Below are 26,163 nucleotides of genomic sequence, written 5' to 3'. Positions count from 1 at the left end.
GCGCTGCACGATCGGCCTAGGCAGGGGGTTGAATCAGCTAGCGATCCGCTTGCTGCGCCTGCGGTGCAGGTTGCTGCCAGCCGCCGCCCAGCGCGAGATACAGTGCGACCTGGGCGCCTGCCAGCGCAGCGCGTGCTTCGATTACCTGGCCGCGTGTTTCGAGCACGCTGCGCTGGGCATCGAGTACCTCGGCCAGGTTCGCTTCGCCGAGTTCATAGCTGCGTCGGGCCATGGAGTGGGCCCGTTCACGGTGGGCCAGGGTGCGCCCGAGGGCGATCTGGCGGCGCCGTTGTCCATCGACATTAACCAGGGCGCGCTCCACATCTTCGAGCGCTTCGGCCAGCGTTTGCTGAAAGGAAACGAAAGCCTGCTCACCGGACACGTCGGCCAGCTCAATTGCCGCCTGGCGGCGCGGATAATCCAACAGGGGCAGGGCGAATGTCGCGCCGAGGCGAGCAAAATTCGAGGCTGATGAAATGGCATCGCCCAACGCAAAACCGGAGCGTCCGGCGGCTGCCTGTACGGCGATCTTTGGAAACAGGTCCCTGCGTGCGGCGAGGCTTTGCAGCTCGGCTCCCTGCAGATCGGCTGCGGCGGCAATCAGATCGGGTCTGCGACGCAGCAGATCGATGGGCTGGCCGGGCGCGATGGCTGCTCGGGCGACCGGTACAGAAGAGGGCGGGGCAGTGCGCATCTGCTCAGCGGTGGTGCCGGGCGGCCTTGCCAGTAGCGTATCGAGGGCCAGCCGTGCTTCGGCCAGCGCGATCTGAACCTGCTCATGCTGCGCCGCAAGCGCCTCGTGCTCGGCTGCGCTGGCTTCGACATCCAGACGGGTGACCTCGCCGGCCTCGAACATGAAGCTGGAAATGCGCGCGAACTCGCCGGCAATTTTCTGGCCCTCTTCGAGCAACGCCAGCTGCGCTTCGAGAGTGCGCGCACGAATGTAGCCCTGGGCCGCGCCGGCGGCGACGCTCAAGCGTGCTCCGATAGCCTGCGCCTGAGCGGAGCGCACCTGTTGCCGGGCGCCCTGGGTACGAGCCCGGTTGGCGCCGAATATGTCTGGTTCCCAGCTGGCTTGCAGCGCCAGTTCCCACATGTCGATCGAGATACCGTCGTCCAGATCGAGGCCGAGCTGTTCGAGTTGCGGGCGGGCGCTGGCCGGCGGATCGACGTCGATCCACTGGCGGCTCGCCGACCCCGGGAGATCCAGTATCGGGAACAGGCTGGCGCGAGCCTGGCGCAACTGCGCGCGAGCGGCCTGAACGCGCAGCATGGCCAGGCGCGCGTCGTAGTTGGCCTGCATGGCGCGCGTTACCGTCGCCGTCAACATGGGGTCGTCGAACTGGTCCCACCAATGGGCCAGCGCAGAGGGCTCAAGCGACGCTTGTTCGTTGCCATGAAACCAGTCGGGCGGCAGCTGAGGAGTGTCGTGACTGGGCGCGCTGGAACAACCTGCCAGCACCAGTCCCAGCGCGTATAACAGCGGCTTGAGGCGCGCCCGGGTGAACATTAGGTTTCCTCCACGTTCACGCGCATGAAGAGGGCGTACAGGCAGGGCACGGCAAGCAGGGTGAGCACCGTGGCAAACCCGAGCCCACCCATGATGGTGACGGCCATATTGGCAAAGAACGGATCGAACAACAGCGGCACCATACCCAACACCGTAGTGCCGGCGGCCATGACCACCGGGCGCAGGCGGGACGCGGACGCTTCGACGATCGCGGTCATGCGCGGCACCTGCTCGTCGATCTGCCGGTCGGTCTCATCCACAAGCACCACCGCATTCTTGACCAGCATGCCGGTCAGGCTGAGCAGCCCGAGCAGGGCCATGAAGCCGAAAGACTGACCAGCCAGATGCAGACCGAGGCTGACACCGATGATCGACATCGGCACCACCAGCCAGATCATCAGCGGCTGACGCACTCGGGCGAACAGCAGCACGGTGACCAGCATCATGCCGAGATAAGGCAGGGCAATGGAGCCGGTCAACGCCCCCTGCGCTTCGCTGGACTGCTCGTAATCGCCACCCCATTCGAGCGCGTAGCCGGGCGGCAGATCAATCGACTCGATGAGCGGGCGAATCCGCTCGAACGCGACATTGGTGTTCTCCCCATCGCGCGGCTCGGCGCGGATGGCTATGGTGCGCTCGCGATCGAAGCGCCTGATCAGCGTGTCCTGAGGAACCACCTCGACCCCGTCGGCCACTTGGGCAAGCGGAAGATAGTTGTTTCCGGCCGTGCTCCAGATCAGTCGCTGCAACAGCTCGTCAGGCTGTAGACGATCCTGGTTGGTGGCTCGCAGCAGGATCGGGATCAGCTCGTCGTCCTCGCGAAACAGGCTTACCTGCGAGCCCTCGCTGGCCATCGCCAGGCCGCGGGCGATGGCCTGACGAGTAAGCCCTGCTTCGGCCAGGCGGTCCAGATCGAGTAGCGGCCGCAAGGTCGGCACGCGCTCGCGCCAGTCGTGGCGCACGTTGATCACTTGTCCCTCGGTCTCGAGCAGCCGGATACCTGTCTCTGCCAATTCGCGCAGAGTGTCGATCGACGGGCCGCTGATGCGGGCCTCGAGCTTGGCCTCGGGATTCGGGCCGAACAGGAACTGCGTTGCGGCGATGTCCATTGACGGATAGCGAGTCGGTAGCTCCTGGTTCAGCTGCCGAACCAGTTCGCTGATCATCGGCGCTTCCTGCACACGCACGAGGAGATGAATGAGCGCGGAATTGGGCTGCTCGGGTGTGTAGGTCAGCATGAAGCGCGAGGCGCCAGCGCCGACGAAGGTCGAGACGTCGGTGACCCCATCGAGACCTTGCACGTAGCTGCGCAGCTCTTCGGCGGTACCGCTGGTCTCGCGGATATGCGTGCCCTGCGGAAGGAAGCCGGTCACGTAAAACAGTGGCGTGCTCGACGGCGGAAAGAAGCTCTGCGGCAGCTTGGTAAAGGCCAAGCCGCTGGCAAGCGTGAGCACGACCAGCACAGCCACCGTCACCCAGCGAAAGCGCAGCACGAAACGTGCGATCGAGCGGAAGCGGTCGTAGAGCGGACCGGAGTAGGCGCCGTCGCCGTCCGGCTGCGTGTCGTCTTTGAGCAACAGCTGACAGAGCAGTGGAACCACCAGCAGCGCGAGAATCCAGCTTAGTAGCAGCGACACGGCAATGACGTAAAACAGCGAGAACAGGAATTCGCCCGTCGTGTCCTGAGAGAGCCCGATGCCGGCAAACGCCAGGATGCCGATGATGGTCGAGCCGAGCAGGGAAATCTGGGTCTGTTGCAGTGTCTTCTGCGACGCCTGCAATAGGCTCAGGCCTCGCTGGCGTTGTACCAGCACCCCATCACAGACCACCACGGCATTGTCCACGAGCATGCCCATGGCAATGATCAGTGCGCCCAGCGAAATCCGCTCCAGCTCGATGCCACCCATCCACATGACCAGCAAGGTGCCGAGAACCGTGAGAAAGAGTACCGCGCCTATCACCAGCCCCGCGCGCAGGCCCATGGCCAGGCACAGCACACCGACGACGATCGCTACCGATAGGAACACATTGAGTGCAAAACTGTTGACCGATTCGTCGACCACCTGGTGCTGCTGGTAGATCGGATGCAGGGCAGCGCCGAGAGGCATGTTCGGCTCCTCGGTCTCGAGTGTCGCCTCGACCCGCCGGCCGACCTCGACGATATTGCTTCCGGAAATGCCGCTGACGCCCAGGGTGATGGCCGGCTCGCCGTTGAAGCGAATGATCTGCCTCGGCCGCTCCGCGTAACCGCGTTCGATGGTGGCGATCGAACCCAGGTTGACGCTGGCCTGGCCGCGCCCGACCGGTAAAGCGCGGAGGGTGTCGAGCGTATCGAAATCTCCGCTGGGACGCACGCGCACGAATAGCTCCCCGGAACGTACCCCGCCTGCGTCGATCACCGCATCGGCATCCGCCAGTGCTGCGACGATTTCTTCGGGGGACAGGCGCAGCGCTGCCAGCCGCGCTTCATCGACCAGCACGCGGACGCGCTCTTCCTGCACGCCGGCGAGCTCCACCTGACCGACACCTTCGGTCGTAAGCAAGGCAAGCCGTAGGGACTTGGCTGTTTCGTGCAACTCCCTGAGGGTAAGCCCTTCTCCGGTAAGCGCGTAATAAGCACCGAACACATCGCCAAAATCGTCGTTGACTACCGGCGGCCGCGCATCGGGGGGCAGGTCGCCCCGCGCGCCTTCGAGCTTGTTGCGTAGCTCGTCCCAAATCTGCGGGAGTCTGTCGCCTGAGTACTGGTCCTGTATCTCGACCTGGATTTCCGACAGACCCGGCATCGAACGCGAGCGGATCTCCTTTATCTGGGTCATTTGCTGGATGGCGCTTTCCAGCGGCTCGGTGACCTGCTGCTCGACCTCCAGCGCCGTCGCGCCCGGATATTGAACGTTGACAATTGCTTGCTTGATGGTGAATTCCGGGTCTTCGAGGCGGCCCATTTCGAAGAAGGCGAACACGCCGCCGACCAGACACAGCAGCACCAGCAACCAGACATTGACCGGTTTGCAAATGGCGTAGCGCGCGAAATCCATCGATCAGCGCCGCTCTTTCGCGCGAATCTGCAGCCCTTGCGAAAGCTGGCTGCCACCGGCCACGATCACCGGCGCGCCAGCCTCCAGGGCCGTACCGGTGATAACAGCGTGTTCGCGTTCCAGACGCGTTACCTCGACATCCTGGCGCTGTGCCTGGCCGTCGACCGCAAGCCAGATGAAGTGCTCTCCAGCAGGTGAGCTCATCAGCGCGGAGACGGGCACCCGATACCTTTGTGGACCGCTGTCTTTCATCGAAGCGGGGCGGCTCAGGCGCACCCGTACAGCCATTCCGGGCAGCAGGTTGTAGCCATCGGGTGGCTCGCCCTGCAGCACCAGTTGATAGGTGCGGCCGCCGGGGCTGGGCTGTGTGCCGTGCTCCTTGTAACCCAACGAGAGCGCCTCGCCGGCGGTGACCAGCTCGCCTTCAGCCTGCAGGGAGGCGTCGAGGGGCAGCGAGAGAGCGGCGGTCTCGGGAAGATCCACGCGCACTTCCACCGGGCCCTCGCTCTGGATCGCCAGCACGGGCGTGCCGGCTGCCACCACTGTCTGGGGTTCCACCAGTCTGGCGGCCACGACACCATCAAACGGCGCCTCCAGCGTCGCATGGCCGAGGTTGCGCCGCGCCGTGTCGCGTGCGACCTGGGCGGAGACCACCTGGGCCTCGAGCCGCTCGATGGCAGCAGGGGCGAGAATGCCTTCGGCTTCGAGCAGCCGTTTCCGCGCGAGATCGGCCTCCAGTTGCGCCATCCTTGCACTGGCTTCGCGTAGCTGCGATTCGTAGTCGGAGGTGTCCAGCTCTGCCAGCGGCTGGCCACGTTCGACGCGCACCCCTTCATCTACGAGGATGCGTTCGACCCGGCCGGGGACCTCGAAGGCCAGCTGCGAGGAGTCGGCGCTGCGTACCACGCCGGAAAAGCGTAGCGGTCCGCTGGACGAATTCGCCGCTTCGAGCGATTGAACCAGGGCGACGCGTGGGGGAAGCTCGGCAGGGCTTTCTTCGGACGAACAACCGGTCAGCGCGGCGGAACAGAGGAGCAGCAGAAGTAGCAGCCGGATAGCAGGGGCATTGGCGAGTGACATCCATGATCCTTATCGACGGCGTTGGCAAGAAGAGTACAAGCCAAGTAGAGCCGGTCTGTCGAAAAAAAGTTCAGAGATGGGACACTTTTCGAATACTTCGCGGGCTGGGGCCAGCCGACGTCCGAGTTCAACGTCGGCTGGCCCCGGCTAGGCTAGCTAAGCTCGTTGGCAAAGCGCTGGACGGCACTGACGACCTGCTTGGCTCCTTCCTGGATCTCCAGAATGACGGTCCCCGCCTGGTTGGCCAGGGCCAGGCCCTGGGCGGCCTGTTCGCGACTGGTGGACATGTCCTTGACCGCTTCATCGGCCAACGCCTGGTTCTTCTCCACGACGCTGACGATTTCTTCGGTGGCGGCGCTGGTACGGCCCGCCAGTTGGCGCACTTCATCAGCGACGACAGCGAAGCCGCGACCCTGTTCACCCGCGCGCGCTGCTTCGATAGCGGCGTTCAGAGCCAGCAGGTTCGTCTGCGCCGCGATACCGCTGATGGTCTGCACGATGGAGCTGATCAGCAATGACTGCTTGCCCAGCGCCTCGATGCTTTGGGTGGCCGAATCGACCTCCGCTGCCACGCGCTGCATGGTGGTCACGGTGTCCTTGACCACCGTCGCGCCGCGTTCGGCGCTGGTGTCGGTCTGCCGGGAAATATCGTAGGCAATCCGTGCGGCCTCTCTGACTTCTTCTTCGCGCGCTACTTGTTCGCTTACAACACTGGCGAACTTGACCACTTTGTAGAGGTTGCCTTCAGCGTCGTATACCGGGTTGTAGCTGGCTTCCAGCCATACATCGCGCCCGCGGCTATCGATCCGCTGGAAGCGGCCGGAAACGTATTCCCCACGGTTCAGCGTCTGCCAGAACGACTTGTATTCCTGTGAAGACGCCAGCTCTGGCAGGCAGAACATACTGTGGTGCTTGCCGAGAAGCTGCGGCAACTTGTAGCCCATGCCCTGCAGGAACTGCTCGTTCGCGGCGATGATCGTCCCGTCCAGCTTGAACTGAATGACCGCCGTCGAGCGGATCAGTGCCTTGATGAATTGCTCGTTTTCCTTCCCGGTCTGGATCTCGTTGGTGACTTCGCGGGCATAGCCTTTGATCTTCAGGAGCTTGCCGCTCTCGTCGCGCAGGGGAAACCAGTCCAGGTGCAGCCAGGCGAGGCTGCCATCGCTACGAAGGTAACGGTAGTCGTCACCAATAGGCTCGACTTTGCTCATCGCTGCGTGAAAGTTATGAAAACACGGCAAATTCTTGACGTAGGCAGGCACCAGGTCGGACAACGGCCGGTTGCTCAGCTGATCGGCCCGGTAACCAAGTGCCTTGGCGAAACTGTCATTGACCGTCATGACGTTGAACTGCGGGTCCAGTTCGATGATCAGCGCATGGGCATCCATTTGCTCGGCCAGTTGACGTGCCATGAACAGCTCGGCTGCCTGGTCCTGCAGTTGCTTTTTCAGGTTATGGTTGAACATGGCGATCTCTGGAAGGTGGCGTACGGTGTGTATCGGCAGCTTCAGGTGTTTCTTTACGGCAATCGCCAGGTGGTCCGTGACAGACCCACCGGCGTTGCGCCGGTGGGCAGTATCAGCCTCAGTGAAGCGGCAGTTGCACTGTACCAGTGAGCTTCACTGCGCTGGGCAGGTGCGAGAAACCCAGGGTGTACTGCGGGTGGAAGCCGTACAGCATCAGGCCCACCTCGTCACCATAGCGCAGCTCGGTGCTGACCCCGACCAGCTCGGTCTGCCGCTCGCCTGTGCCGCGTAGCGGCAGTATCTGATCACCCAGCAGCTCCGGGCTGAGGCGGAAGCGTCGCTTGACCCCGACACCGACGAATACTCGCGGATCAAGGGCGGCTTCGCCGTCGATGCGCAGATCGGCGAGCGGCAAGCCCGCCAGAGTCTGGTCGCTGCTGACGCGGTACAGCGGCACGAAGCGGGGCGCGGTGCCTAGCTCGGCCAGTAGGGCCGGCGGCAGGGTTTCGACCAATTCCGTGAGGACGGCGGTAACACGTTCCGGCTCGACGGTGATCAACCCGGTCAGTGCGCTGGTAAGCAGGCTGGCGGTGTCGGCCGACAGTACGCTGAGCACATCGGCCAGCGTTCCCGGATCGAGCTTGCGCAGCAGGTTCAGCACCACATCGATCGAAGGCGGGCCGACCAGCATGTTGCCACTGTCGACGTGCAGTTCCATCCCGCCGGTAGGCATCTCCTCGGTCACTACGCTTCCGCCGCCGCTTTGGGTCAAGCATACGCGCGGAATCGCCACGTCACGTTGCAGTTTGCGCAATTTTGCATCGAGGAAGCTGTAGGACAAGTCAGCGATGCTGTACCGGGTGTCGCCGCACTGCACGTCGTTATACAGGCCGCCAAGGTTGGTGAGTCCACCGTCGGAGCCATCCTGCAAAGCCGGCAGCACGTGGCCGCCCTTGGTAATCAGCAGGTAGGCATCATTCCCAGCCTGGCGAAGGCAGTTGTAGTTCCAGGTCGCTTCGTTGGCATTGAACAGGGTGTCGTTGACGCCCTGGATGAACAAGGCGTCGACGTCGGGGACGCCGGCACCGTCTGTACGCGGCTGGCAATAGGCGCCCAACCCGTGACTGGCAAGGCGTGCGGAGGACGCCTCGCTCGCGGTGCCGGATAGCGATTCCACATACGACTGGGTGACCCAGGGCGCCTGATCCATCGCGGCGACGCCGGACAGGAAGGACAGCCAGGCGGTCTTGGGCACGCCATCGGGCGTCAGGCTGTAAGACAGATCATGCCAGGTGATGATGGGTACCAGGGCGTCGAAGCGTGCGTCCACACTCGAACCGACCAGCTGGAAACCGCCGCCATAACTGACGCCCAGTCCGCCAACCAGTGGGTCACCGCGCAGGTAAGCGAGGTGAGGCGCCAGGTTGGCCTCGGCCCAGTCGAGCAGTGCTTGTATGTCCCGGCCTTCGATCTCCGGGTCCTGTACGTTGGCCTGACCACCGCTGTCACCGAAACCGCGCTGATCGAAGGTCAGCACGAAGTAACCCGATTCCCAGGCCTTGCGAGCGGCTTCGGTCAGCGAGTCGGTTTCGCTGAGATCGGTAGAGCGGCTGCCGCTCCAGCCATGGCTGTACATCAGCAGCGGCGCGGGCTGGCCCTGCTCGAGGCGTGGCTGGTAGATGGTCACGGCGATTTCGGTGCCGTCGAACGAGGTGATGGAGACGTCGTATTTCTGCTGGGTCGTGGCAGTCCCGCCGCCGCTTATCGCGCCGGCGATGGGCTTGCTGGAGTTGCCCGCGGCTTCTGCGGACAGCGTAGTCATACCAGCCAATGCAGCACTGGCGATGGCAAGGCTCAATGCTGCGCCACGGGCGAGGCCGAGATAGGGTTTGCGAGTCATGTTCGCACCTCTTTGTTGTTCTTCTTTCGGAGTGATACGCGAGTGATTCACGTGCCAAGGGCTCGTTACGAGCCTGCATTTGAGAACGAAGTGATGCGTGGGAAGTTCCGGCTCGCCGGCAGCCCTGCGCGGGCAGAAGAGGCGGTGACCGGCGGGTCAGGCCCGTGCTAGACGAGCCGCGGTGGATCGAAAAATTTAGAGCAAATGCTCGGGTGTGCCACCCTTAGCTGTCGATCTGGCTCAAGGCTCGGCTAATACTCTGCGCATCGGCTGGTCGAACCAGGCGCTCGACTTCCTGGCCGTCACGCATGAACACCAGCGTGGGCCAGAGTTTAACGCGGAAGGAGCGGCCCAGGCGGCGGCCGGGGCCGTCCTCGATTTTCAGGTGCCGCACGGTCGAGTGGTCTTCGAAGGCAGCAGCTATATCGTCCTGCGCACCCCGGCAGTAGCCGCACCAGGCGGTGCCGAACTCGATCACTGTCGGTCCGTCCAGCGAGTCGACCTCATCACGAGTCGGTTCCTTATCGGTATAGGTATGATTCATGCCCATGGCTTTCCTCCTCTGTTATAGCGTACGACCGGACCCTGCAATACAGGGTTCACTCGGGTTCAGGTGCTAGAGGTCTGGCTGAGGCGTTCGCGTCTGGTCAGTTTCCAGTACTTCTCCCAGCGTTTGCGCAGCGCTGTCGACGATTCGGCGTACAGCCGACGACCGAGCCGCAACGCACGGTTCTGGAGGAATTCCCGGCGCTTTTCAATGGCGATGCTGATGCTCTCGCGCAGCGCCTCGTCACCAAACAGGTCTGGCTGGTCCTGCATCAGCAGGCAAAGCATGGACAGGTCATGTTCATCGCCCAACAGCTCGGACAGCTCCTTGAGCAGCGCGCAGCGCAGCTTCAATTGTTCCGGCCAGCCGAGCAGTAACAGGCGGGTGTGGTACCAGTGATCCTTCACCCGTTTGCGCCATTCGTGAAGGTTGTGAGCGCTGGGGTCTTTCTCTGCAATGGCGAGCGCCTTGCGCCCGTCGCGGTAGGTCTTTTCAAGACCGTGGGCATACAGATCGAAACCTGAGGTGGCCAGCTTCCATTGCTGCATGTCCTGCTCGAGCGACTCGACTGCCGCCAGTGCCTCGACGATGGCCTCGTCTTCAGAGCGAGTAGCCTGGTCGGGTTTGCGGGCCGCCAGCTTCTTGCGGACGTCGCGCAGGGGTTTGCGCTGGAATAATGCGGTATCGGTAGCGGCCAGGGCGTCCCAACTTTCAACGATCGCGGTGACGTCGCGGGACGATGAGAGCAACCTCGCAGCGTCACGGATGCGCTGGTTTTCCGCGGCGAACGCCTTTTTGCCCAGCGGTTTGCGGACCAGCCGCAGCACGGCGCGTATTTCCTTGAAGCGTTTACGCGCCTGGTGAATGCCTTTCGCGCGTTCTCCATCGGTCACGGTGAGCGATGAACGCGCCTTGCCAAGCCGTTTGCGGGTGACACGCAGAATCTCTTTCGGGGCCTTGCGATCGGGACGAAGATGATACGACATCACAGCTCCTGACTCGGTTGAGGGTTCAATACTCAGCTTTCGGCAGCCCTGCTTCGGGAAAGTTGCTTAGCCGCGGGCGACTAAAAACGTGCCAGCAAAGAGGCAATGGCGCCACACGCCAGGACGACCAGCCAGGCCGGCAACTTCCACAATAGCAGCGCAACCAGGGCAACCACAGCCAGAGCAAAGTCCGCCGGCTCCCGAATGGCGCTGGTAAACACCGGGTCGTACAGTGCGGCAAGCAGGAGCCCGACGACCGCCGCGTTGATGCCGGTCAGTGCCGCACGGGCGCGTGGGCTTTGGCGCAGCTGCTGCCAGTAGGGGAGTGCGCCGACCACCAGCAGGAATGACGGCGCGAAGATGGCCAGCAGACCCAGCAAGCCACCAGACCAGCCATTGATCGACGCGCCCAGAAAGGCTGCAAAGGTGAACAGTGGTCCGGGGACCGCCTGAGCTCCGCCGTAGCCCGCGAGAAACGCGTCATCACTGACCCACCCGGTAGGAACGACTTCCGCTTGCAGAAGCGGCAGCACCACGTGACCGCCGCCGAATACCAGGGCGCCGGCACGGTAAAACGCATCGACCATGTCCAGAGACTGGCTGGCGACGAGCGAAGAAAGCAGAGGCAGGATAATCAACAGCGCGAAAAAGGCGACCAGGCATGCCAGCGCGACAGGCCGGCCGATACTAAAAGGTATGTCGTCGTGGTCATTAGCGGCGTCTGGCTTGAACAGCAGCAGACCGATCACGCCTGCAACAGCGATCACAACGAGCTGACTCCAGGCGTATGGAATCAGCAACACGGTGCAGGTCGCCGCTACCATCAGCATGGCCCGCAGACCATCCGGGCAAAGCTTGCGGGCCATGTCCCACACAGCCTGCGCGACGACCGCTACCGCAGCGATCTTCAGTCCCTGGAGTGTCCCTGCGGGTAACACCTCACCATGCCGGGCGATTCCAAGCGCGAACAGAATCAAGGCCAGAGCCGAGGGCAGCGTGAAGCCGAGCCAGGCTGCTAGCGCACCGGCATAGCCGCATCGGGACAAACCGACCGCCATCCCCACCTGGCTGCTCGCCGGGCCCGGCAGAAACTGGCAAAGCGCGACAAGGTCGGCGTAGCCCTGCGCGCTTAGCCAGCGGCGCCGGGTCACGAACTCCTCGTGGAAATAGCCAAGATGCGCGACCGGTCCGCCGAACGAGGTCAGCCCCAGGCGCAGGAAGACGCGAAAGACTGACCAGGGGCTGCTGTCGGGCTCGGTTGAATCGATCATTGCATCAGGCGTCCGTCCGGTAACAAGGGCGCCTCGCAGCCTACGCCTCTTATGTTAACGGATAGTGATGATGCCTTGCCTGCGGCTGGATGCCTCCCAGGTCACTCGGCAACCTGTTCGATCTTCTCCTCGACCAGCGCGCGCAGCGGTGCCGGCCCGAGCCGACGCAGTTCAGTACCGTTGACGAAGAATGTCGGCGTACCGCGAATGCCGACGGCCTTGGCGTCGTTCATGTCGGTTTCCAGCACAGCGTCAATCGAGGAATCCATCATCTCGGCACGTGCCCGTTCGACATCGAGACCAGCGGCCGCGGCCGCCTCCCAGGCAGCGATGACCTGGGGATCGTCGTGCCATGCCGGCTGCGCAAGGAGCACTGCTTCGAGCACCGGTTCGTACAGATCCTGCCTGCGTGCTGTTTCGAGTATCCGCGTAACCTCTTCCGAGCCGCGATGGAACAGCACATAGCGCAGTACCAGGCGCACGCTTTCCGGGTAATCCGCCATGATCCGCTTTACCTCCGGATAGAAGGCCCGGCAGGCTTCGCAGGACGGGTCGAAGAATTCGACGATGGTCACCGGCGCAGTGCGCGGGCCAATCGAGGGCGAATGGAAGCGCGTCAGTTGTCCCTGGCCGGTCGTGTCATTGTTGCGCTGTGTGGTGGTTTCCGCTGGCGTGGGGTGCGCCGCGCGTTGCGGTACGTCCGGTGTCGCGCGCACGAAGTAGAACACGGCCAGCGCAACAATGATGAGCACCAGCGCCGTCAGGCCCAGCACGAGTGGTTTACGATTCATTCAGTCGATCCTTCTTGGTGTGACGCCCGGCATCTGTAACAGATTGCCGGGCTCGGGCTGTTACTGCTTGGTAATCGATACGATCGAATTGTTCATGCCCTTGGAGGTGAATTCGAAGCGAATCTTGTCGCCTTCCTGCACCTGCTTGATCTGTTCTTCAGTCGCCTTGAAGCCCATGGTCATGGCCGGCCATTCAAGCTCTGGCACCGGGTCATGGGCAATGGTAAGCATGTTCTTGTCCTGGTGGATCTTCTTCACCGTACCGGTCGTGCTGATGGTCTTCGCAGCGGCGCTGTCCTGGCCCATATGCTGATCATGCATCTGCTGCATGGTCTCTGCATCGCCCATGGGCATGTTCTTCATATGCTCGGAGCCGTGCTGCATGTTGCCGTGCTGCTGGGCTATAGCGGTGGAAGCCATGGTCAGGGTCAGGCAGAACGCTAGTTTGGTTTTCATGGTGTCTCTCCAACTGTTGGATGGGTGGGTGGGGTGGATTGAGCGGGTTGAGTTGAGCGGCGTCGCATCAACAGATAAGCCGCAGGGAGAACGAACAGCGAGAGCAAGGGCGCTGTGATCATGCCGCCAACCATGGGCGCAGCAATGCGGCTCATGATTTCGCTGCCGGTGCCGCTGCCCCAGAGAATCGGCAACAGGCCGGCGATGATCACCGCCACCGTCATGGCCTTGGGGCGCACGCGCTGAACTGCACCTTCGCGGATCGCTTCGAGCAGCGCACCCTGGTCCGACTGGCCGTTGCGCAGGCGTTCGGCCCAGGCGTTGGTCAGATACAGGAGCATGATCACGCCGAATTCTGCCGAGACGCCGGCCAGCGCGATGAAGCCTACACCGGTGGCGACCGACATGTTGAAGTCAAGCAGGTAGAGGAACCACACGCCACCGGTCAGGGCGAATGGCAGGGTCGACATGATCAGCAGCGCCTCGCTGAAACGAGCAAAGATGAAGTAGAGCAGCACGAAGATGATCAGCAGCGTGGCCGGTACTACCAGCATCAGCCGCTGGTTGGCACGCTCCAGATATTCGAACTGGCCCGAGTAACTGATGCTCATCCCCGGCGCAAGCGGCACCTGCGCATTGATGGCCTCACGCAGGTCGCCCACGACACCGGCCATGTCGCGGCCGCGCACGTCGATGTACACCCAGCCTGTCAGTCGTGCATTCTCGCTCTTGAGCATCGGCGGACCATCGGTGATCTTCACATCGGCCACGGTACCAAGGGTGATCTGACTGCCCTGTGGCGTATAGATCGGCAGGTTCTGCAGCTCGGTCAACGAGTCGCGCCATTCGCGAGGGTATCGCAGACTGATCGGGTAGCGTGCCAGGCCTTCTACCGTCTCGCCGATGGTTTCCCCACCGACTGCGCCGGCGACGATCGATTGCACATCGGCGATGTTCAGGCCATAGCGGGCGGCAGCGGCGCGGTTGATATTGACATCGATATAACGCCCGCCGGTCATACGCTCAGCCAATGCCGAGCTGACCCCGGGGACAGTCTTGGCGATACGCTCGACGGCCTGGGTGGCGCTGTCGATCTGGGCCAGGTCGGTGCCGTATACCTTCACGCCGATGGGGCTCTTGATGCCGGTAGCGAGCATATCGATACGGTTGCGGATCGGCGGAATCCACAGGTTCGCCAGTCCCGGAACCTGGACTGCGCGGTCGAGCTCTTCGACCAGCTTGTCCGGCGTCATGCCTTCGCGCCACTCATCGCGCGGCTTGAACTGGATAGTCGTCTCGAACATTTCCAGCGGCGCCGGATCGGTTGCCGTGTCTGCACGCCCGGCCTTGCCGAATACATGCGCGACCTCCGGGACTGTCTTGATCAGCCGGTCAGTCTGTTGCAGCAGTTCGGAAGCCTTTTGCGCGGACAGACCGGGCAGGGCGGTAGGCATGTACAGCAGATCACCTTCGTCGAGTGGCGGCAGGAATTCTCCACCTAACCGGCTGGCTGGCCAGAGCCCCGTGAGGAACACCAGCACAGCCACCACCAGCGTTACCTTGGGCCAGCGCAGCACGGCGTCCAGCAGCGGCTGGTACACCTTGATCAGCACCCGGTTGAGCGGGTTGCGATGCTCATCGGGGATCTTGCCGCGAATCCAGTAGCCCATCAGCACCGGCACCAGCGTGACCGAGAGTCCCGCGGCTGCGGCCATGGCATAGGTCTTGGTAAAGGCCAACGGGCCGAACAGACGCCCTTCCTGGGCTTCCAGCGTGAACACCGGAATGAACGACAGGGTGATGATCAGCAGACAGAAGAACAAGGCGGGCCCGACTTCGACCGCAGAGTCGATGATCACCTTCCAGTGTGCTTCACCCTTCAAGGGCGTGTCGGGATGCTTTCGATGCCAGGCTTCGATGTGCTTGTGGGCATTTTCGATCATCACGATGGCCGCATCGACCATCGCCCCGATCGCGATTGCGATGCCGCCCAGCGACATGATGTTGGCGTTGACGCCCTGGCGCTGCATGATGATGAAAGCGATGAGAATGCCGACCGGGAGCGAGACGATCGCCACCAGCGACGAGCGCAGGTGCCAGAGAAACAGCGCGCACACCAGCGCCACGACGACGAATTCTTCGATCAGCTTGTGGCTTAGATTGGTCACCGCGCTGTCGATCAGCTTGCTGCGGTCGTAGGTGGTGACGATCTCAACGCCTGCGGGCAGGCTCTTCTTCAGCTCGTCGAGCTTGTTCTGCACGGCCGTGATGGTTTCGCGCGCATTCTTCCCGCTACGCAGAATCACCACGCCACCCACCACTTCTCCTTCGCCATCCAGCTCGGCAATACCCCTGCGCATCTCCGGGCCCAACTGAACATGCGCGACGTCACCCAGGGTGACCGGTACGCCGCCCTGATCCAGCCGCAGCGGAATCGCGCGGAAGTCAGCCAGCGACTGAAGGTATCCCGAGGCACGCACCATGTATTCGGTTTCGGCCAGTTCCAACACGCTGCCGCCGGTTTCCCGATTGGCTGCGTCGATTGCCTCGGCGACCTGCTGCTGGGTAATGCCGCGGCTGGCCATGCGGGTCGGATCCAGCACCACCTGATATTGCTTGACCATGCCGCCGATCGGCGCCACCTCGGCGACGTTGGGCAGGGTCTTCAGCTCGTAGCGCAGGAACCAGTCCTGCAATGATCGCAGCTGCGACAGGTCGTGCGAACCGGTGCGGTCGACCAGCGCGTACTGGTAGATCCAGCCGACGCCGGTGGCGTCCGGGCCCAGGGCCGGCTTGGCCGCGGCGGGCAAACGGCCCTGCACCTGGCTCAGGTACTCCAGCACCCGTGACCGGGCCCAGTACAGATCGGTGCCGTCCTCGAACAGCACGTACACGTAGCTGTCACCAAAGAACGAATAGCCCCGCACGGTCCTCGCGCCGGGCACCGACAGCATGGTGGTCGTCAGCGGATAGGTAACCTGGTTCTCGACGATCTGTGGCGCCTGGCCGGGGTAGGGCGTGCGGATGATCACCTGCACATCGGACAGGTCCGGCAGGGCGTCGATCGGTGTGTTCTGCACCGACCAGATGCCCCAGGCGACCGAGAACAGCGTGGCCAGCAGGACCAGAAAACGGTTGGCCACCGACCAACGAATGATCGCCGCGATCATGGCTGGTGCCCTCCGTGTCCGTCATGGTTGCCGCTGTCTGACGAGGTCAGCTTTTCGATGCGTTCGATGGTCAAACCTTCGTCGGACTCGCGAACGCCCACGCGTACCCGATCGCCCACCTCGATGCCCTCGAGCAACTGCATATTCGCGACGGGGAAGGGCATGGTCATGCCGGGCATGCCGAGCGTCTTGAAAGGACCATGGGTAAGGCCGAGCATATCGTCCTCGATGCCGATGACCGTCCCTTCAGCTTCGTGCAACGCCGGCGTGGCAGCGGCCTCGTCTGCCATGGCTGGTGCACCCAGGCCCCTCAGGCTGGCTTCGGAGTCGAGCAGAAACTGTCCGGAGGCGACCACTTGCTCGCCAGGTTCGAGTCCTTCGAGAATCTGCGTCTTCTCGCCGGTTTCACGGCCGATGCGAACCTCTACCGGTCGAAAACGACCTTCGCCTTCGGCGACCATGACCACGTTGCGCCGGCCGGTACGGATGACCGCCTCGGTGGGCACCATCAGGGCAGTTTGTTCATCGCCGGCCAGGCTGACCTCGGCGGTCATGCCGGGGCGCAGGCGTTGGTCCGGGTTGGGTAGCTCGACCCGAATCCGCACGGTACGGCTGTCGATGTTGGCGGTCGGCAGAATCGCCGCAATGCTCCCTTGCAGAGGCTTGCCGGGGTAGGCCGGCAAAGCCGCAGAGACCCGCTGGCCGACCTGCAGGTCCGCAACCTGCGCCTCAGGTACGGCCACCTCCAGCCAGACCGTATCCAGGCCGTTGATGCGTGCCAGCGTCGCGCCGGCCTGCACGGTCATGCCTTCGCGCACCTCCAGCTCCTGCAGTGCCCCAGCGATCGGGCTGGTAATGGTCCAGACGGTGCTGGCGCGCCCGCTTTGTTCCAGCTGCCGAATCAGCTCGGCCGGCATCCCGGCCAGACGCAACCGCTGCCGTGCAGCGGCGAGCAGCTGCGGCTCGTCGATGTCTCGCAATGCCAGATATTCTTCCTGGGCCGTCGCCCATTCGGGCATGAAAAGGTCCACCAGTGGCGCGCCTCTGGCGATCACGTCCTCCGGGGCGAGATCGTAAACGCGCTCCACGAAGCCGCTGCTGCGTGCCTGCACCTGCGCCACGGTCCGCTGGTTGTACTCCAACGTACCGACCGCATTGACGGTGTGGCGGATGGTTTCCTGCTGTGCTGTTGCCAGACGCATGCCGAGGTTCTGGGTGACGCTGGGGTCGATGCTGATCGAGGCGCCGTCGCTGCCCGGGTCGGCATAGCGGGGTACCAGATCCATGTCCATGAAGGGTGACGGGCCGGGCTCATCGAATTTCTGCTGCGGATACATCGGATCGTACCAGTACAGCACTTCACGATCCGGATCGGCGTCCGACTGTGCCGTTGCCTGGGTCGAGAGAAGAAACATGGGCATGGCCGCCAGCAATGCCAGCCGCTTGAATGAAAAAGTCATGGGGCGTCTCCAAAGGCGAAGTGCAGGCGGGCATTGCTCAGGGCTCGGTCTCGGGCGAGGTCGACTGCGCGCAGGCGAGTCTCGACCAGTTGCTGGCGCGCCTGAATCACGACGCTCAGCTGACCTCTACCGCCGCGATAGTCGGCCATTGCCAGGCGAACCTTTTCCTCGGCGAGCGGAAGCAACGTCTGCTCGATCCGTTCCAGGGCCTTGTCGACACGTTGATACTCGGCGAGATCCTCGGCCAGTTCGCGGTCATGCATGCGCAGCACCTCCTCGCGCTGCGCCTGGACTTCGGCAAGCCGGGCGCGCTCTGCAGCGATCTTTGGGTCCTGCCGCGAGCCGGCAAACACCGGCAGGTCCATGCTCACGCTGAGGCTGACCATGTCGCCGAAGCCGCGTCCCCGCCGCTGATAATCCACGCCCCAGGCCCAGTCGGGCGTCTTGTCCGCCACGGCTTCGGCGATGTCGGCTTCGGCCTGGCGAGTCAAGGGATCGAACACTTGCAGTTCGGGGTGCCGCTCGAGGTTGTGCTGATAATGGCTCAGGTCATCGGTCCACTGCGGCCAGTCGCCGGTCAGTGCTTGGCCGGCAGCATCGCCAATCCAGCGCCGCAGTTCGGCGCGCGCAATCGCTTCGTCGCGGCGAAGAAGATCCTCCTGATTCGCCAGCTCCAGCGCCTCCTGGCGTGGAGCGATGCTGTCCGAAGATAGCCCGGCACCGCCAGCCAGGCTGGCGCCGACAGCCTTTTCCAGGAGCTCATTCTCCCTGTACAGCTGAGTGAACAGCTCGAGCTTGCGCTCAATGGCGAGCGTCGCAATCCAGGCTTGCGCCGCCTGCTGACGTACCTGCAGCCGGGTGAGCCGCTGCTGTATTGCCGCGACCGCGATCGAGGCTTCGGCCGCGTCGACACGTGCCTCGCGCTTGGCGCGGTTGGGCACCTGCTGCATCACACCGACCATCTGCATGGTCATGGCTTCTTCGCCCAGCTGCCAGCGGGCGTCGCCTTCGATGGGCAGGTTCTGCACGCCAAGGCGCAGTTGTGGGTCGGGCAGTTCGCCCGCAGGAATGGCAGCGCTGCGCGCCGCCTCGAAGTTGGCGCGCTGCGCCGCAAGCGCCGGCGCTTCGCTTTCGGCGAGCTGCAAGGCCTGCTCCAGAGTCAGGGCAATGCTCGCTCCCGGCAGAAGCAGCAGGCTCGACAGCAAAGCCGCCGCGCAGCGGGGTGCCGTAAAGATTCGGGGTGTCATGGTTCGATTCCGTCGTGTCCATGCGCGCCGGTCAATACCAAGCGGCACGCGCTCGTCCAGCCGGCGCGTCAGCGCGCCAGGTGGCGTTCAGGCAAAAACGGAATCAGCTACGGGGAGGGTGCCAGAGCGGCTCTGGCAGAGGGAGCGGTACGAAACTGGCAGAAAGCATCAACGGCGGCTGTCCTGGCGGCAGGGCATGCGACTTGGCTACGTGCAGCTGCAGCAGGCCGCTGGTCTTGCACTCCTGACCGGAGTCGCACACGACGCCATTGCTTTCGTGATCATCGCAAGCCGCCATGGCGCCATGCATCTCGTCTGCCGACATCATTGAATGCATGTCGTGCTTGAGCGCTGGCGCTTCGCTGGGTATGGATGAACCGGTCTGCATAAGACTCTGCGCCATCCCGTTGATGGGAAGCACAAGGGTGAAAAACAGGGCGAGGAGCAACCGTGTGCAGCGATTCATTCGGCGACTCTACGACAGTCCGCCTCGTCTCGCAAGGCAGTGGGCCGCCGCGGGAGGTAGTCGGAAATGATTTGTAAAATCTACCCGCTTGCGAGACTTGCGCGCGGTGATACTTTAGCGCCGTGAAGCCGGGCCCCTCTGGCGGTGTATACCGCGATGTCGGAATCACAGTCTGTTCAACTTGACTGTAAGGAGGGGCTCAATGACCGCCCTGGAACCGTTTCTGTTTGCCGAGTTTCTCGGCACGGCCACCTGGTTGTGGCTGGTATTTCTCGCTGTCGTTTTCTCTCTGCTTGCCTTCGATCTGGGTGTTCTACACCGCGACAATCGCGAGATTGGCGTGCGGGAAAGCCTGTTGTTGTCTGCCGGTTACATCAGTGCCGGTCTGTTGTTCGGCCTCTGGATATTCTTCCAGAAGGGCAGTGACTCGAGCATGGATTACCTCACCGGTTTCCTGATCGAAAAATCCCTGTCGATGGACAACGTCTTCGTTATGGCGCTGATCTTCAGTTTCCTGGCGATCCCGCGTCAGTACCAGCACAAGGTGTTGTTCTGGGGAATCATGGGCGTGATCGTGCTGCGAGCGCTGATGATCGGCCTGGGTGCTGCGCTCATCCACGAGTTCAGCTGGATTCTCTACGTGTTTGGCGCCTTCCTCGCTGCTACCGGCGTGAAAATGCTGTTTGCCAAGGTCGATGATCATCCAAATCTCGAGAACAACGGCTTCGTGAAGTTTCTTCGCAAACGCCTGCGGGTTACCCATCGTTTGTACGAGCAGCGCTTCTTCGTGCGCCAGCCGGACGCCAGCGGCAGGACGGTGCTCTGGGTCACGCCGCTGTTTCTCGCACTGATCCTGATCGAATGCGCTGATCTGGTGTTCGCGGTAGACAGCGTCCCGGCCATCTTCGCTATTACCCAGGATCCGTTCATCGTCTACACGTCGAACATCTTCGCCATCCTCGGGCTCCGTGCGCTGTACTTTGCCCTGGCAGCGATGATTCATCGCTTCGCCTACCTGAAATATGCACTGGCTCTGGTGCTGGTGTTCATCGGATCGAAAATCTTTCTGGTCGGCATCATCGGCAAGATCCCGTCGAGTATCTCATTGGGGGTAACGCTGGGCCTGCTGATCGGCGGCGTGCTGGTGTCGCTGTACAAGACCCGCGGTCAGCCACTGCAGCGTGTCGACTCGACCCGGAGCATCTGAATCATTAACCGGGAGGCCGTAGGCCTCCCGCACCATTCAACGACAAGGAGAATGAACAATATGAAGAACATGCCGCGTTATTCATCGCTGCTGGGCCTCGCTCTCGCTGCGCTGGTTCTTACCGGGTGCGAGGCCGCGGAGGAATCCGCTCAGAACCTGTTGGACAAGACCATGGAAAGAACCACCGAGGCTGCCCGCAAGATAGCGGACGAGGCGGTGGGCGACGCGGTCGACCAGTTCAACGAAGAGCTCGACGGTATGCAGGAGCACGTCAAGGAAACGCTGGGCAAGCCCGCCGAACACGACGAAGCAACCGAGCAGGCGAAAGACGAGTCGGCGACCGAGGAGAAAAATCGAGGGTAGTCCTTTCGTCGAATTCGTCTCATGACAGGCAGCCCGCGGCCGATATTTTCAGACACACGCAGACTGGGGAAGACCGTATAACACCGGGTCGCGTGCTGGCCCACCACCTTGCGGAAGCCCTATGCCATTATTGCGCCGTTTTACCATCTCCCAGCGCCTGACCGTCGTCACGGTCCTGGCTTTGCTCATCGTCGCCGGCCTGGTCGGCACCTTCGCTATGGATTATCGAGCCGCACTGCTCGATGCCCGGGCGATGAAAACCCAGCATCTTGTCGAATCGAGTCATGGCGTGCTGACGCACTACCACCAGCTTCAGCTGCGTGGGGAACTCACCCTCGAACAGGCGCAGTCCGCCGCCGCCAGGACCATCGAAGGGTTGCGCTATGGCAATGACGACTATTACTGGATACATACGCTGGACCTGAAAATGGTCATGCACCCGTTCAGCACGAAGCTGGTTGGCAACAGCATCGCGGAGGTGGCCGACCCCAACGGTACATACGTGTTCCGCGAGATGAACAAGGTAGTGACCGCCAGCAAGGCCGGTTTCGTCGACTACCACTGGCCCAAGCCCGGGGTCACCGATCCGGTCGCAAAGATTTCCTACGTGGCGCTGTTCGAGCCCTGGGGCTGGGTGCTGGGCTCGGGTATCTATCTTGACGACATTTCGCAGGCCTTCTGGGCCGAGGTGACATCGATCCTGCTGCTCGCGATTGCCGGAGTGGTGCTATTGTTGTCGATCAATCTGTTGATCGGGTCGAGCATCACCGGCCCGCTGCGGCAGGCCATGCAGGCGATGAGCGATATCGCGACCGGTGAAGGCGATCTCACCCGCAGGCTCGACAGCCAAGGCAACGACGAGGTGGCCGGGCTGGCCCGGGGGTTCAATGCGTTTACCGACAAGCTCGGGTCGGTGGTCGATGATCTGCGCAGCGCCGTATCGCTCAATCGGAACATCGCCAACGAAGTCGGCAATGCGATGAGCCTGGCGGAAAAATCCTACGACCAGCAAAAGAACGAACTCGACGCAATCGCCTCGGCCGTCGAAGAAATGAGCGCGACCGCGCAAGAGGTCGCCGCGCGCATGACCGATTCGTCCGAAGCTGCACGAGAAGCGGGGGCCCAGAGCGAACGCGGGCATCAGACAGCCGAGGCGACCTCAGCGATGATGGGCCGCCTTGCCGGCGACATCTCGCAAGCCAGTTCCTCCATTGCCGATCTGGACACCAGCTCCAGGTCGATCGGCTCGGTGCTTGGCGTCATACGAGGTATCGCCGACCAGACCAACCTGCTCGCACTCAACGCGGCGATCGAAGCGGCGAGAGCAGGAGAGCAGGGGCGAGGATTCGCTGTCGTGGCAGACGAGGTTCGTACCCTCGCCAGCCGAACACAGGCCTCGACCATGGAAATCGAGAAAATGATCGACTCGCTGCAGAGCGGTACGGCCGGAGCCGTGCAGAAGATGGCTGGCAGCTTCCGCCAGTCGCAGGAGATGCAGGATCAGGTGGAACACTCACGCAGCGCTCTGGCAGCGATCGCCAGCTCGGTCAACACCATAACGGACATGACCCAGCAGGTCGCGGCAGCTGCGGAAGAGCAGTCCCATACCTCCAACGAGATCGCTCGCAGTCTGACGCAGATGACGACCCTCGGCGATCGCGTAATGAGCGAATTGAAAAACACCCTCAGCAACACTGAACAGCTCAAACGCACCGCTACCGAACTGGATCGCCTGGCAGGCCAGTTCAAGACCGCCAGACACGGCTAGGCACGGGTTGCTGGGCTCCGCGTCAGACTTCTTCTTCGAGCCTGACGCGGAGCGCGCCGGCAATGGCGTCGGCCAGCGATTCCAGACTGAAAGGCTTGGTGATCATGGTCATGCCGGGACCGAGAAACTTCGAACGAACCGCTGCGTTCTCGGCGTAACCGGTCATGAACAGCACAGGCAGTCCGGGCCGCTTCTGCTGGAAAATCTCGGCGAGCTGGCGGCCGTTCAGGCCCGGCAAGCCCACGTCCGAAATCAGTAAATCGAGATAATCCAGCTGGTCGAGCAGCTGCAGAGCCCGCTGGCCATCTTCGGCCAGATGTACACTGTATCCAAGATCCTGAAGTGTCGTCTGAAGCAGCAGCCGCACCGAATCATCGTCTTCGACCACCAGAATGCTTTGTCCGGCACCTGCGCTTCGCGGTGAAGGGGCGGCAGGCGTTTCGTTTTCCGCTATTTCGATATCTGCCAGGGGCAGGTGCAGGGTAATGGTAGTGCCCTGGCCTTCGTGGCTATCGACAGTGACGAATCCGTTACTTTGCTGCACGAACCCGTAGACCATCGACAAGCCCAGTCCGGTGCCCTGACCGAGCGGTTTGGTGGTGAAGAACGGCTCGAAGACCTTTTCCAGCAGCGACTGAGGAATGCCGACGCCAGTATCGGTGACGCATATGGAGACGTAGGTTCCCGCTTTGCCGCCGAAGCGTCCGGCATCCGCAGCATTGCGCTCGACGCGCTGGGTCCCTATGACCAAGGTGCCGCCTTCCGGCATGGCATCGCGCGCGTTGATGCTCAGGTTCAACAGGGCGTTTTCCAGCTGGTTGGCATCGACCATGGCAAATCCGGCATCCTCGGCCAGATCCATCTCGAGCACTACGGACTCGGTAAGAGTCCGTTGCAGCAGGTCGGACAACGACTCGACAAGCGGGTTGATTGCCACTGCCCGGTTTTCAAGTGACTGACGACGGGAAAACGCCAGCAAGCGCTGCGTCAACGCCGCGGCACGTCCGGCCGAGGAATGCGCCGCGTCCATGTAACGACCCAGATCGTCATACTGCTGCTTACGCAAGCGCACACGCATCAATTCCAGTGCCCCGATGATGCCGGTCAACATGTTGTTGAAGTCGTGGGCGATGCCGCCGGTAAGCTGGCCGACCGCATCCATTTTCAGCGAATGTCGCAGTTGCTCCTCGGCGCGGGCGCGCTCCTGGCTCTCGACCGTGAGCAAAGCCAGGGCGTCCTCCAGCGCCTGAGTACGAACCTTGACCTCGATCTCCAGCTCATCATTGAATCGGCGGAGCATGCTTTCGTTCTGCTTCTCGGCGTCGATATCGATGATTACCATGGCTGCGCCAATCACCGCATGCTGGCTGTCGTACAACGGCACTGCGCTGATCCGTGTCCAGCGCTCACCGCCATCCGGCGGCAGATAACGGCAATCCAGCGCCGGCACATGCTCGCCGCGCAGAGCTCTGGCCCCTGCGAACTGATCCGATGGGAGCGGGCGACCTTCGCTATCGAGCGCGAGCCACCGCATAGCGGCATCGGGCTGAGCGGATGGAATGAGCCGGTTGGGTACGTATTCGTCGTACTTCGGATTGCTCAGAACGGTGTTTCCGTCCAGATCGATAAAGCAGACCCCGACAGGAAGGTTCTCTACCAGGCTGTTCAGTCTGGCTCGCTCATCGGCAAGCTCCTGCAAGCGATCGCGGATCTCGAATTGGCGCTGCCGCGATCGGCAGGCGACGTCGAGCGTACTGAGCAGCGACGCCGGGCCGAAGGGTTGTTCGAGAACGATGAGCTTCTTCAGCGCAGCGGGCAAGCGCGTGCGCAGCGTGTCGAGATCCTGGCGGGTCTGGCTACGATGGGCGGTGATCAGAACGAAGGGAATATTCGACCATTCCGGTTGGCTACTCAGCGCGGCGGTCAAGGCTGTCAGATCGCCCGCCATGATCTCGTCGGTGATGATCACGGCACCGGTGCGCGTATCAAGCTGGCGAGCGACTTCGCCAGGGTCGGAAGCGAGGCGCACGGCGTAGCCGTCGGAAGCGAGCAGGTCGGCCAGATTGCTGCGGTCTGTGCCAGACGGCGCGCCAACAAGCACCTGTCGCCCATCGGGGGAAGAATCAACAGCCATGTGGTCGCTCTGTCGGGCCGGAAAGGGAAAAGGCACGCTTCGTCGAGATGCCAGGCGATCGATGGTACAGGCGATCTGCTATCTATAGAAGAGATGGCGAGCGCAACGGCGCACTTACGCCATCTCCGGTGAGACGGGGAGCTCGCAGCTGACTTCGATGATTTCCGGCTCGAGCGGCCAGAGCTCCAGTCCCTCGGTTACCAGGATTCCGCCGCACAGCGTGTGGATCTTGGCGCGATACATGATCTTCAGCGGGTTACGGCCGAGGATGACCGCGCCCGAGGCGATCATGCCATCGACGTGGGCACGCATGTTGGGAAATTGACGGCGTTCGGTACGGGCTGTGTTCATGGCGACGGTCCTGCTGACGGTGATAGTCGAATCGTTGACGCATAATTGCGTGATATCACATAGCCAGCATTATTCGTGCCATCCTCGTCCCGCGGCAAAATTAGCGCTGTGGTTCGGGAAACCGCGGCGGCCGCTTTTCCTTGAACGCCGCAATGCCTTCCGCCGCTTCCGGCCCCCCAAGGGCGATCGCCATCAGCTGCTTCTCGCGGTCCAGTTGGCGCTCGAACGCCTCACGTCCCGGCCCGTCGAGCAATTGCAGAATCGCGCTCTGCGACTCGCGCGCGCCTTCGGCCAGTTGTTGTCCCAGCTCCAAAGCTGCCTGCAAAGCCGAACCGGGCTCCACGACGCGGTTGATGACGCCCGCTTCGGCAAACCGTTCGACCGGAAGGCGTCCGCCGAAGAGCGCGATTTCCGCCGCCAACTGATGGGGGAGGGACTGCGCCAGGAACGCCGAGCCGCCACCATCCGGTACTAGTCCGGCCTTGGTATAGGCCATGGATATGTAGGCGCCTTGAGCCGCGACGATCAGGTCTGCGGCAAATGCCAGCGAAGCCCCGGCCCCTGCCGCGCCACCTTCGATCGCGGCGATCACCGGCCTGGGGCAGTATTTGAGCTTGAGCACCAGATCGTGCAAGCGCTGGATCAGCGCGGCGCGCTCTTCGACCGGGACGGCCGCACGGGTTTCCAGCGAGCGCAGATCGCCGCCCGAGCAGAAGAAGTCACCGGCGCCACGCAATACGAAGTTGGCTACGGTCGGGTCGCTCAGCGCCTCGTCAATGCAGCGCTCCATTTCGATGTACATTGCCGTTTCCAGTGCATTGCGCTTGTCCGGTCTGTTCAATGTGAGCACGAGGGTCGGGCCGTGCCGTTCGGCCAGGACGATGTCATTAGCGGGCGAAGTCATAGCGCCTCCGTAATCGGGTTGAAGTGCTGGGACTATACCCGCTGACGT

20 protein-coding genes are annotated in these 26,163 nt (G+C 62.6%); 3 read left to right on the top strand and 17 right to left on the bottom strand.

All coding sequences use genetic code 11. The annotated features are described in order from the left end of the window. Positions 1 to 37: 37 nt before the first annotated feature. The 14 genes from BLT85_RS08595 to BLT85_RS08530 form a co-directional block, all read right to left on the bottom strand. The gene (locus BLT85_RS08595) at positions 38 to 1,510 is read right to left on the bottom strand and encodes an efflux transporter outer membrane subunit (RefSeq protein ID WP_093393263.1); all 1,473 of its coding nucleotides are present in this window, start codon (positions 1,508 to 1,510) and stop codon (positions 38 to 40) included. Next, positions 1,510 to 4,548 carry an efflux RND transporter permease subunit gene (locus tag BLT85_RS08590; protein WP_093393260.1) on the bottom strand — a complete coding sequence of 1,013 codons (3,039 nt, stop codon included), beginning with the start codon at positions 4,546 to 4,548 and terminating at the stop codon, positions 1,510 to 1,512. Before BLT85_RS08590 ends, BLT85_RS08595 begins: the two co-directional genes overlap by 1 nt. A gap of 3 nt (positions 4,549 to 4,551) precedes the next feature. Continuing rightward, the gene (locus BLT85_RS08585; RefSeq protein WP_093393257.1) at positions 4,552 to 5,628 is read right to left on the bottom strand and encodes an efflux RND transporter periplasmic adaptor subunit; all 1,077 of its coding nucleotides are present in this window, start codon (positions 5,626 to 5,628) and stop codon (positions 4,552 to 4,554) included. A 152-nt stretch (positions 5,629 to 5,780) separates the two neighbouring features. After that, positions 5,781 to 7,094, bottom strand: a complete 1,314-nt coding sequence (locus BLT85_RS16955; RefSeq protein WP_093393255.1) for a methyl-accepting chemotaxis protein — start codon at positions 7,092 to 7,094, stop codon at positions 5,781 to 5,783. Positions 7,095 to 7,212: 118 nt separating this feature from the next. Continuing rightward, positions 7,213 to 8,994 (bottom strand): CocE/NonD family hydrolase, encoded by a 1,782-nt coding sequence (locus BLT85_RS08575; RefSeq protein WP_093393251.1) that lies wholly within the window; start codon positions 8,992 to 8,994, stop codon positions 7,213 to 7,215. 223 nt (positions 8,995 to 9,217) lie between these two features. Next, entirely contained in the window at positions 9,218 to 9,544 is a 327-nt protein-coding gene (locus BLT85_RS08570; RefSeq protein ID WP_093393248.1) for a thioredoxin family protein, read from the bottom strand. A gap of 59 nt (positions 9,545 to 9,603) precedes the next feature. Continuing rightward, complete coding sequence (locus BLT85_RS08565) at positions 9,604 to 10,527, bottom strand: CHAD domain-containing protein (RefSeq protein WP_093393245.1); 924 nt, start codon at positions 10,525 to 10,527, stop codon at positions 9,604 to 9,606. A gap of 80 nt (positions 10,528 to 10,607) precedes the next feature. Then, positions 10,608 to 11,798, bottom strand: a complete 1,191-nt coding sequence (chrA, locus tag BLT85_RS08560) for a chromate efflux transporter (RefSeq protein WP_093393242.1) — start codon at positions 11,796 to 11,798, stop codon at positions 10,608 to 10,610. A gap of 101 nt (positions 11,799 to 11,899) precedes the next feature. Further along, positions 11,900 to 12,589, bottom strand: a complete 690-nt coding sequence (locus BLT85_RS08555; protein WP_093393239.1) for a DsbA family protein — start codon at positions 12,587 to 12,589, stop codon at positions 11,900 to 11,902. Between the two features lie 60 nt (positions 12,590 to 12,649). After that, on the bottom strand, positions 12,650 to 13,045 hold the full coding sequence (locus BLT85_RS16850; protein ID WP_231701449.1) for a copper-binding protein: 396 nt from the start codon (positions 13,043 to 13,045) through the stop codon (positions 12,650 to 12,652). After that, the gene (locus tag BLT85_RS08545; protein WP_093393236.1) at positions 13,042 to 16,215 is read right to left on the bottom strand and encodes an efflux RND transporter permease subunit; all 3,174 of its coding nucleotides are present in this window, start codon (positions 16,213 to 16,215) and stop codon (positions 13,042 to 13,044) included. Before BLT85_RS08545 ends, BLT85_RS16850 begins: the two co-directional genes overlap by 4 nt. Next, positions 16,212 to 17,675 carry an efflux RND transporter periplasmic adaptor subunit gene (locus tag BLT85_RS08540; RefSeq protein ID WP_093393233.1) on the bottom strand — a complete coding sequence of 488 codons (1,464 nt, stop codon included), beginning with the start codon at positions 17,673 to 17,675 and terminating at the stop codon, positions 16,212 to 16,214. Before BLT85_RS08540 ends, BLT85_RS08545 begins: the two co-directional genes overlap by 4 nt. Further along, positions 17,672 to 18,922: a TolC family protein gene (locus BLT85_RS08535; RefSeq protein ID WP_093393230.1), complete on the bottom strand. Its 1,251-nt coding sequence runs from the start codon at positions 18,920 to 18,922 to the stop codon at positions 17,672 to 17,674. The genes BLT85_RS08540 and BLT85_RS08535 overlap by 4 nt, the downstream gene beginning before the upstream one ends. Before the next feature lie 103 nt (positions 18,923 to 19,025). Further along, positions 19,026 to 19,388: a hypothetical protein gene (locus BLT85_RS08530; RefSeq protein WP_093393227.1), complete on the bottom strand. Its 363-nt coding sequence runs from the start codon at positions 19,386 to 19,388 to the stop codon at positions 19,026 to 19,028. A 202-nt stretch (positions 19,389 to 19,590) separates the two neighbouring features. On the opposite strand from BLT85_RS08530, the gene BLT85_RS08525 reads away from it, so the two are divergent. From BLT85_RS08525 to BLT85_RS08515, 3 genes are all read left to right on the top strand, one after another. Continuing rightward, the gene (locus tag BLT85_RS08525; RefSeq protein WP_093393224.1) at positions 19,591 to 20,595 is read left to right on the top strand and encodes a TerC family protein; all 1,005 of its coding nucleotides are present in this window, start codon (positions 19,591 to 19,593) and stop codon (positions 20,593 to 20,595) included. Positions 20,596 to 20,655: 60 nt separating this feature from the next. Beyond that, positions 20,656 to 20,958, top strand: coding sequence for a hypothetical protein (locus BLT85_RS08520; RefSeq protein ID WP_093393221.1), 303 nt, complete (start codon positions 20,656 to 20,658; stop codon positions 20,956 to 20,958). Between the two features lie 121 nt (positions 20,959 to 21,079). Further along, the gene (locus BLT85_RS08515; protein ID WP_093393215.1) at positions 21,080 to 22,726 is read left to right on the top strand and encodes a methyl-accepting chemotaxis protein; all 1,647 of its coding nucleotides are present in this window, start codon (positions 21,080 to 21,082) and stop codon (positions 22,724 to 22,726) included. 22 nt (positions 22,727 to 22,748) lie between these two features. Here the strand turns inward: BLT85_RS08515 and BLT85_RS08510 are convergent, their stop codons facing one another. The 3 genes from BLT85_RS08510 to BLT85_RS08500 all read right to left on the bottom strand — a co-directional run bounded on the left by BLT85_RS08510 (position 22,749) and on the right by BLT85_RS08500 (position 26,115). Next, positions 22,749 to 24,860, bottom strand: coding sequence for a hybrid sensor histidine kinase/response regulator (locus BLT85_RS08510; RefSeq protein ID WP_093393211.1), 2,112 nt, complete (start codon positions 24,858 to 24,860; stop codon positions 22,749 to 22,751). 114 nt (positions 24,861 to 24,974) lie between these two features. Continuing rightward, positions 24,975 to 25,211, bottom strand: a complete 237-nt coding sequence (locus BLT85_RS08505; protein WP_093393208.1) for a hypothetical protein — start codon at positions 25,209 to 25,211, stop codon at positions 24,975 to 24,977. Positions 25,212 to 25,311: 100 nt separating this feature from the next. Next, complete coding sequence (locus BLT85_RS08500; RefSeq protein ID WP_093393205.1) at positions 25,312 to 26,115, bottom strand: enoyl-CoA hydratase family protein; 804 nt, start codon at positions 26,113 to 26,115, stop codon at positions 25,312 to 25,314. Positions 26,116 to 26,163 lie beyond the last annotated feature (48 nt).

It is taken from the genome of Halopseudomonas xinjiangensis (genome assembly GCF_900104945.1).
GTDB classification, from domain to species: Bacteria; Pseudomonadota; Gammaproteobacteria; order Pseudomonadales; family Pseudomonadaceae; genus Halopseudomonas; species Halopseudomonas xinjiangensis.
The sequence above is the reverse complement of the archived record's forward strand: the minus strand, read 5'-3'. Positions and strand labels throughout refer to the sequence as shown.

Bases quoted from the DNA above. Each gene is read 5' to 3' on its own strand.
- BLT85_RS08545 (WP_093393236.1), bottom strand. From the start codon at position 16,215: ATGATCGCGGCGATCATTCGTTGGTCGGTGGCCAACCGTTTTCTGGTC.
- BLT85_RS16955 (WP_093393255.1), bottom strand. From the start codon at position 7,094: ATGTTCAACCATAACCTGAAAAAGCAACTGCAGGACCAGGCAGCCGAG.
- BLT85_RS08510 (WP_093393211.1), bottom strand. From the start codon at position 24,860: ATGGCTGTTGATTCTTCCCCCGATGGGCGACAGGTGCTTGTTGGCGCG.
- BLT85_RS08515 (WP_093393215.1), top strand. From the start codon at position 21,080: ATGCCATTATTGCGCCGTTTTACCATCTCCCAGCGCCTGACCGTCGTC.
- BLT85_RS08555 (WP_093393239.1), bottom strand. From the start codon at position 12,589: ATGAATCGTAAACCACTCGTGCTGGGCCTGACGGCGCTGGTGCTCATC.
- chrA (WP_093393242.1), bottom strand. From the start codon at position 11,798: ATGATCGATTCAACCGAGCCCGACAGCAGCCCCTGGTCAGTCTTTCGC.
- BLT85_RS08535 (WP_093393230.1), bottom strand. From the start codon at position 18,922: ATGACACCCCGAATCTTTACGGCACCCCGCTGCGCGGCGGCTTTGCTG.
- BLT85_RS08505 (WP_093393208.1), bottom strand. From the start codon at position 25,211: ATGAACACAGCCCGTACCGAACGCCGTCAATTTCCCAACATGCGTGCC.
- BLT85_RS08595 (WP_093393263.1), bottom strand. From the start codon at position 1,510: ATGTTCACCCGGGCGCGCCTCAAGCCGCTGTTATACGCGCTGGGACTG.
- BLT85_RS08540 (WP_093393233.1), bottom strand. From the start codon at position 17,675: ATGACTTTTTCATTCAAGCGGCTGGCATTGCTGGCGGCCATGCCCATG.
- BLT85_RS16850 (WP_231701449.1), bottom strand. From the start codon at position 13,045: ATGAAAACCAAACTAGCGTTCTGCCTGACCCTGACCATGGCTTCCACC.
- BLT85_RS08525 (WP_093393224.1), top strand. From the start codon at position 19,591: ATGACCGCCCTGGAACCGTTTCTGTTTGCCGAGTTTCTCGGCACGGCC.
- BLT85_RS08530 (WP_093393227.1), bottom strand. From the start codon at position 19,388: ATGAATCGCTGCACACGGTTGCTCCTCGCCCTGTTTTTCACCCTTGTG.
- BLT85_RS08520 (WP_093393221.1), top strand. From the start codon at position 20,656: ATGAAGAACATGCCGCGTTATTCATCGCTGCTGGGCCTCGCTCTCGCT.
- BLT85_RS08585 (WP_093393257.1), bottom strand. From the start codon at position 5,628: ATGTCACTCGCCAATGCCCCTGCTATCCGGCTGCTACTTCTGCTGCTC.
- BLT85_RS08500 (WP_093393205.1), bottom strand. From the start codon at position 26,115: ATGACTTCGCCCGCTAATGACATCGTCCTGGCCGAACGGCACGGCCCG.
- BLT85_RS08590 (WP_093393260.1), bottom strand. From the start codon at position 4,548: ATGGATTTCGCGCGCTACGCCATTTGCAAACCGGTCAATGTCTGGTTG.
- BLT85_RS08565 (WP_093393245.1), bottom strand. From the start codon at position 10,527: ATGTCGTATCATCTTCGTCCCGATCGCAAGGCCCCGAAAGAGATTCTG.
- BLT85_RS08570 (WP_093393248.1), bottom strand. From the start codon at position 9,544: ATGGGCATGAATCATACCTATACCGATAAGGAACCGACTCGTGATGAG.
- BLT85_RS08575 (WP_093393251.1), bottom strand. From the start codon at position 8,994: ATGACTCGCAAACCCTATCTCGGCCTCGCCCGTGGCGCAGCATTGAGC.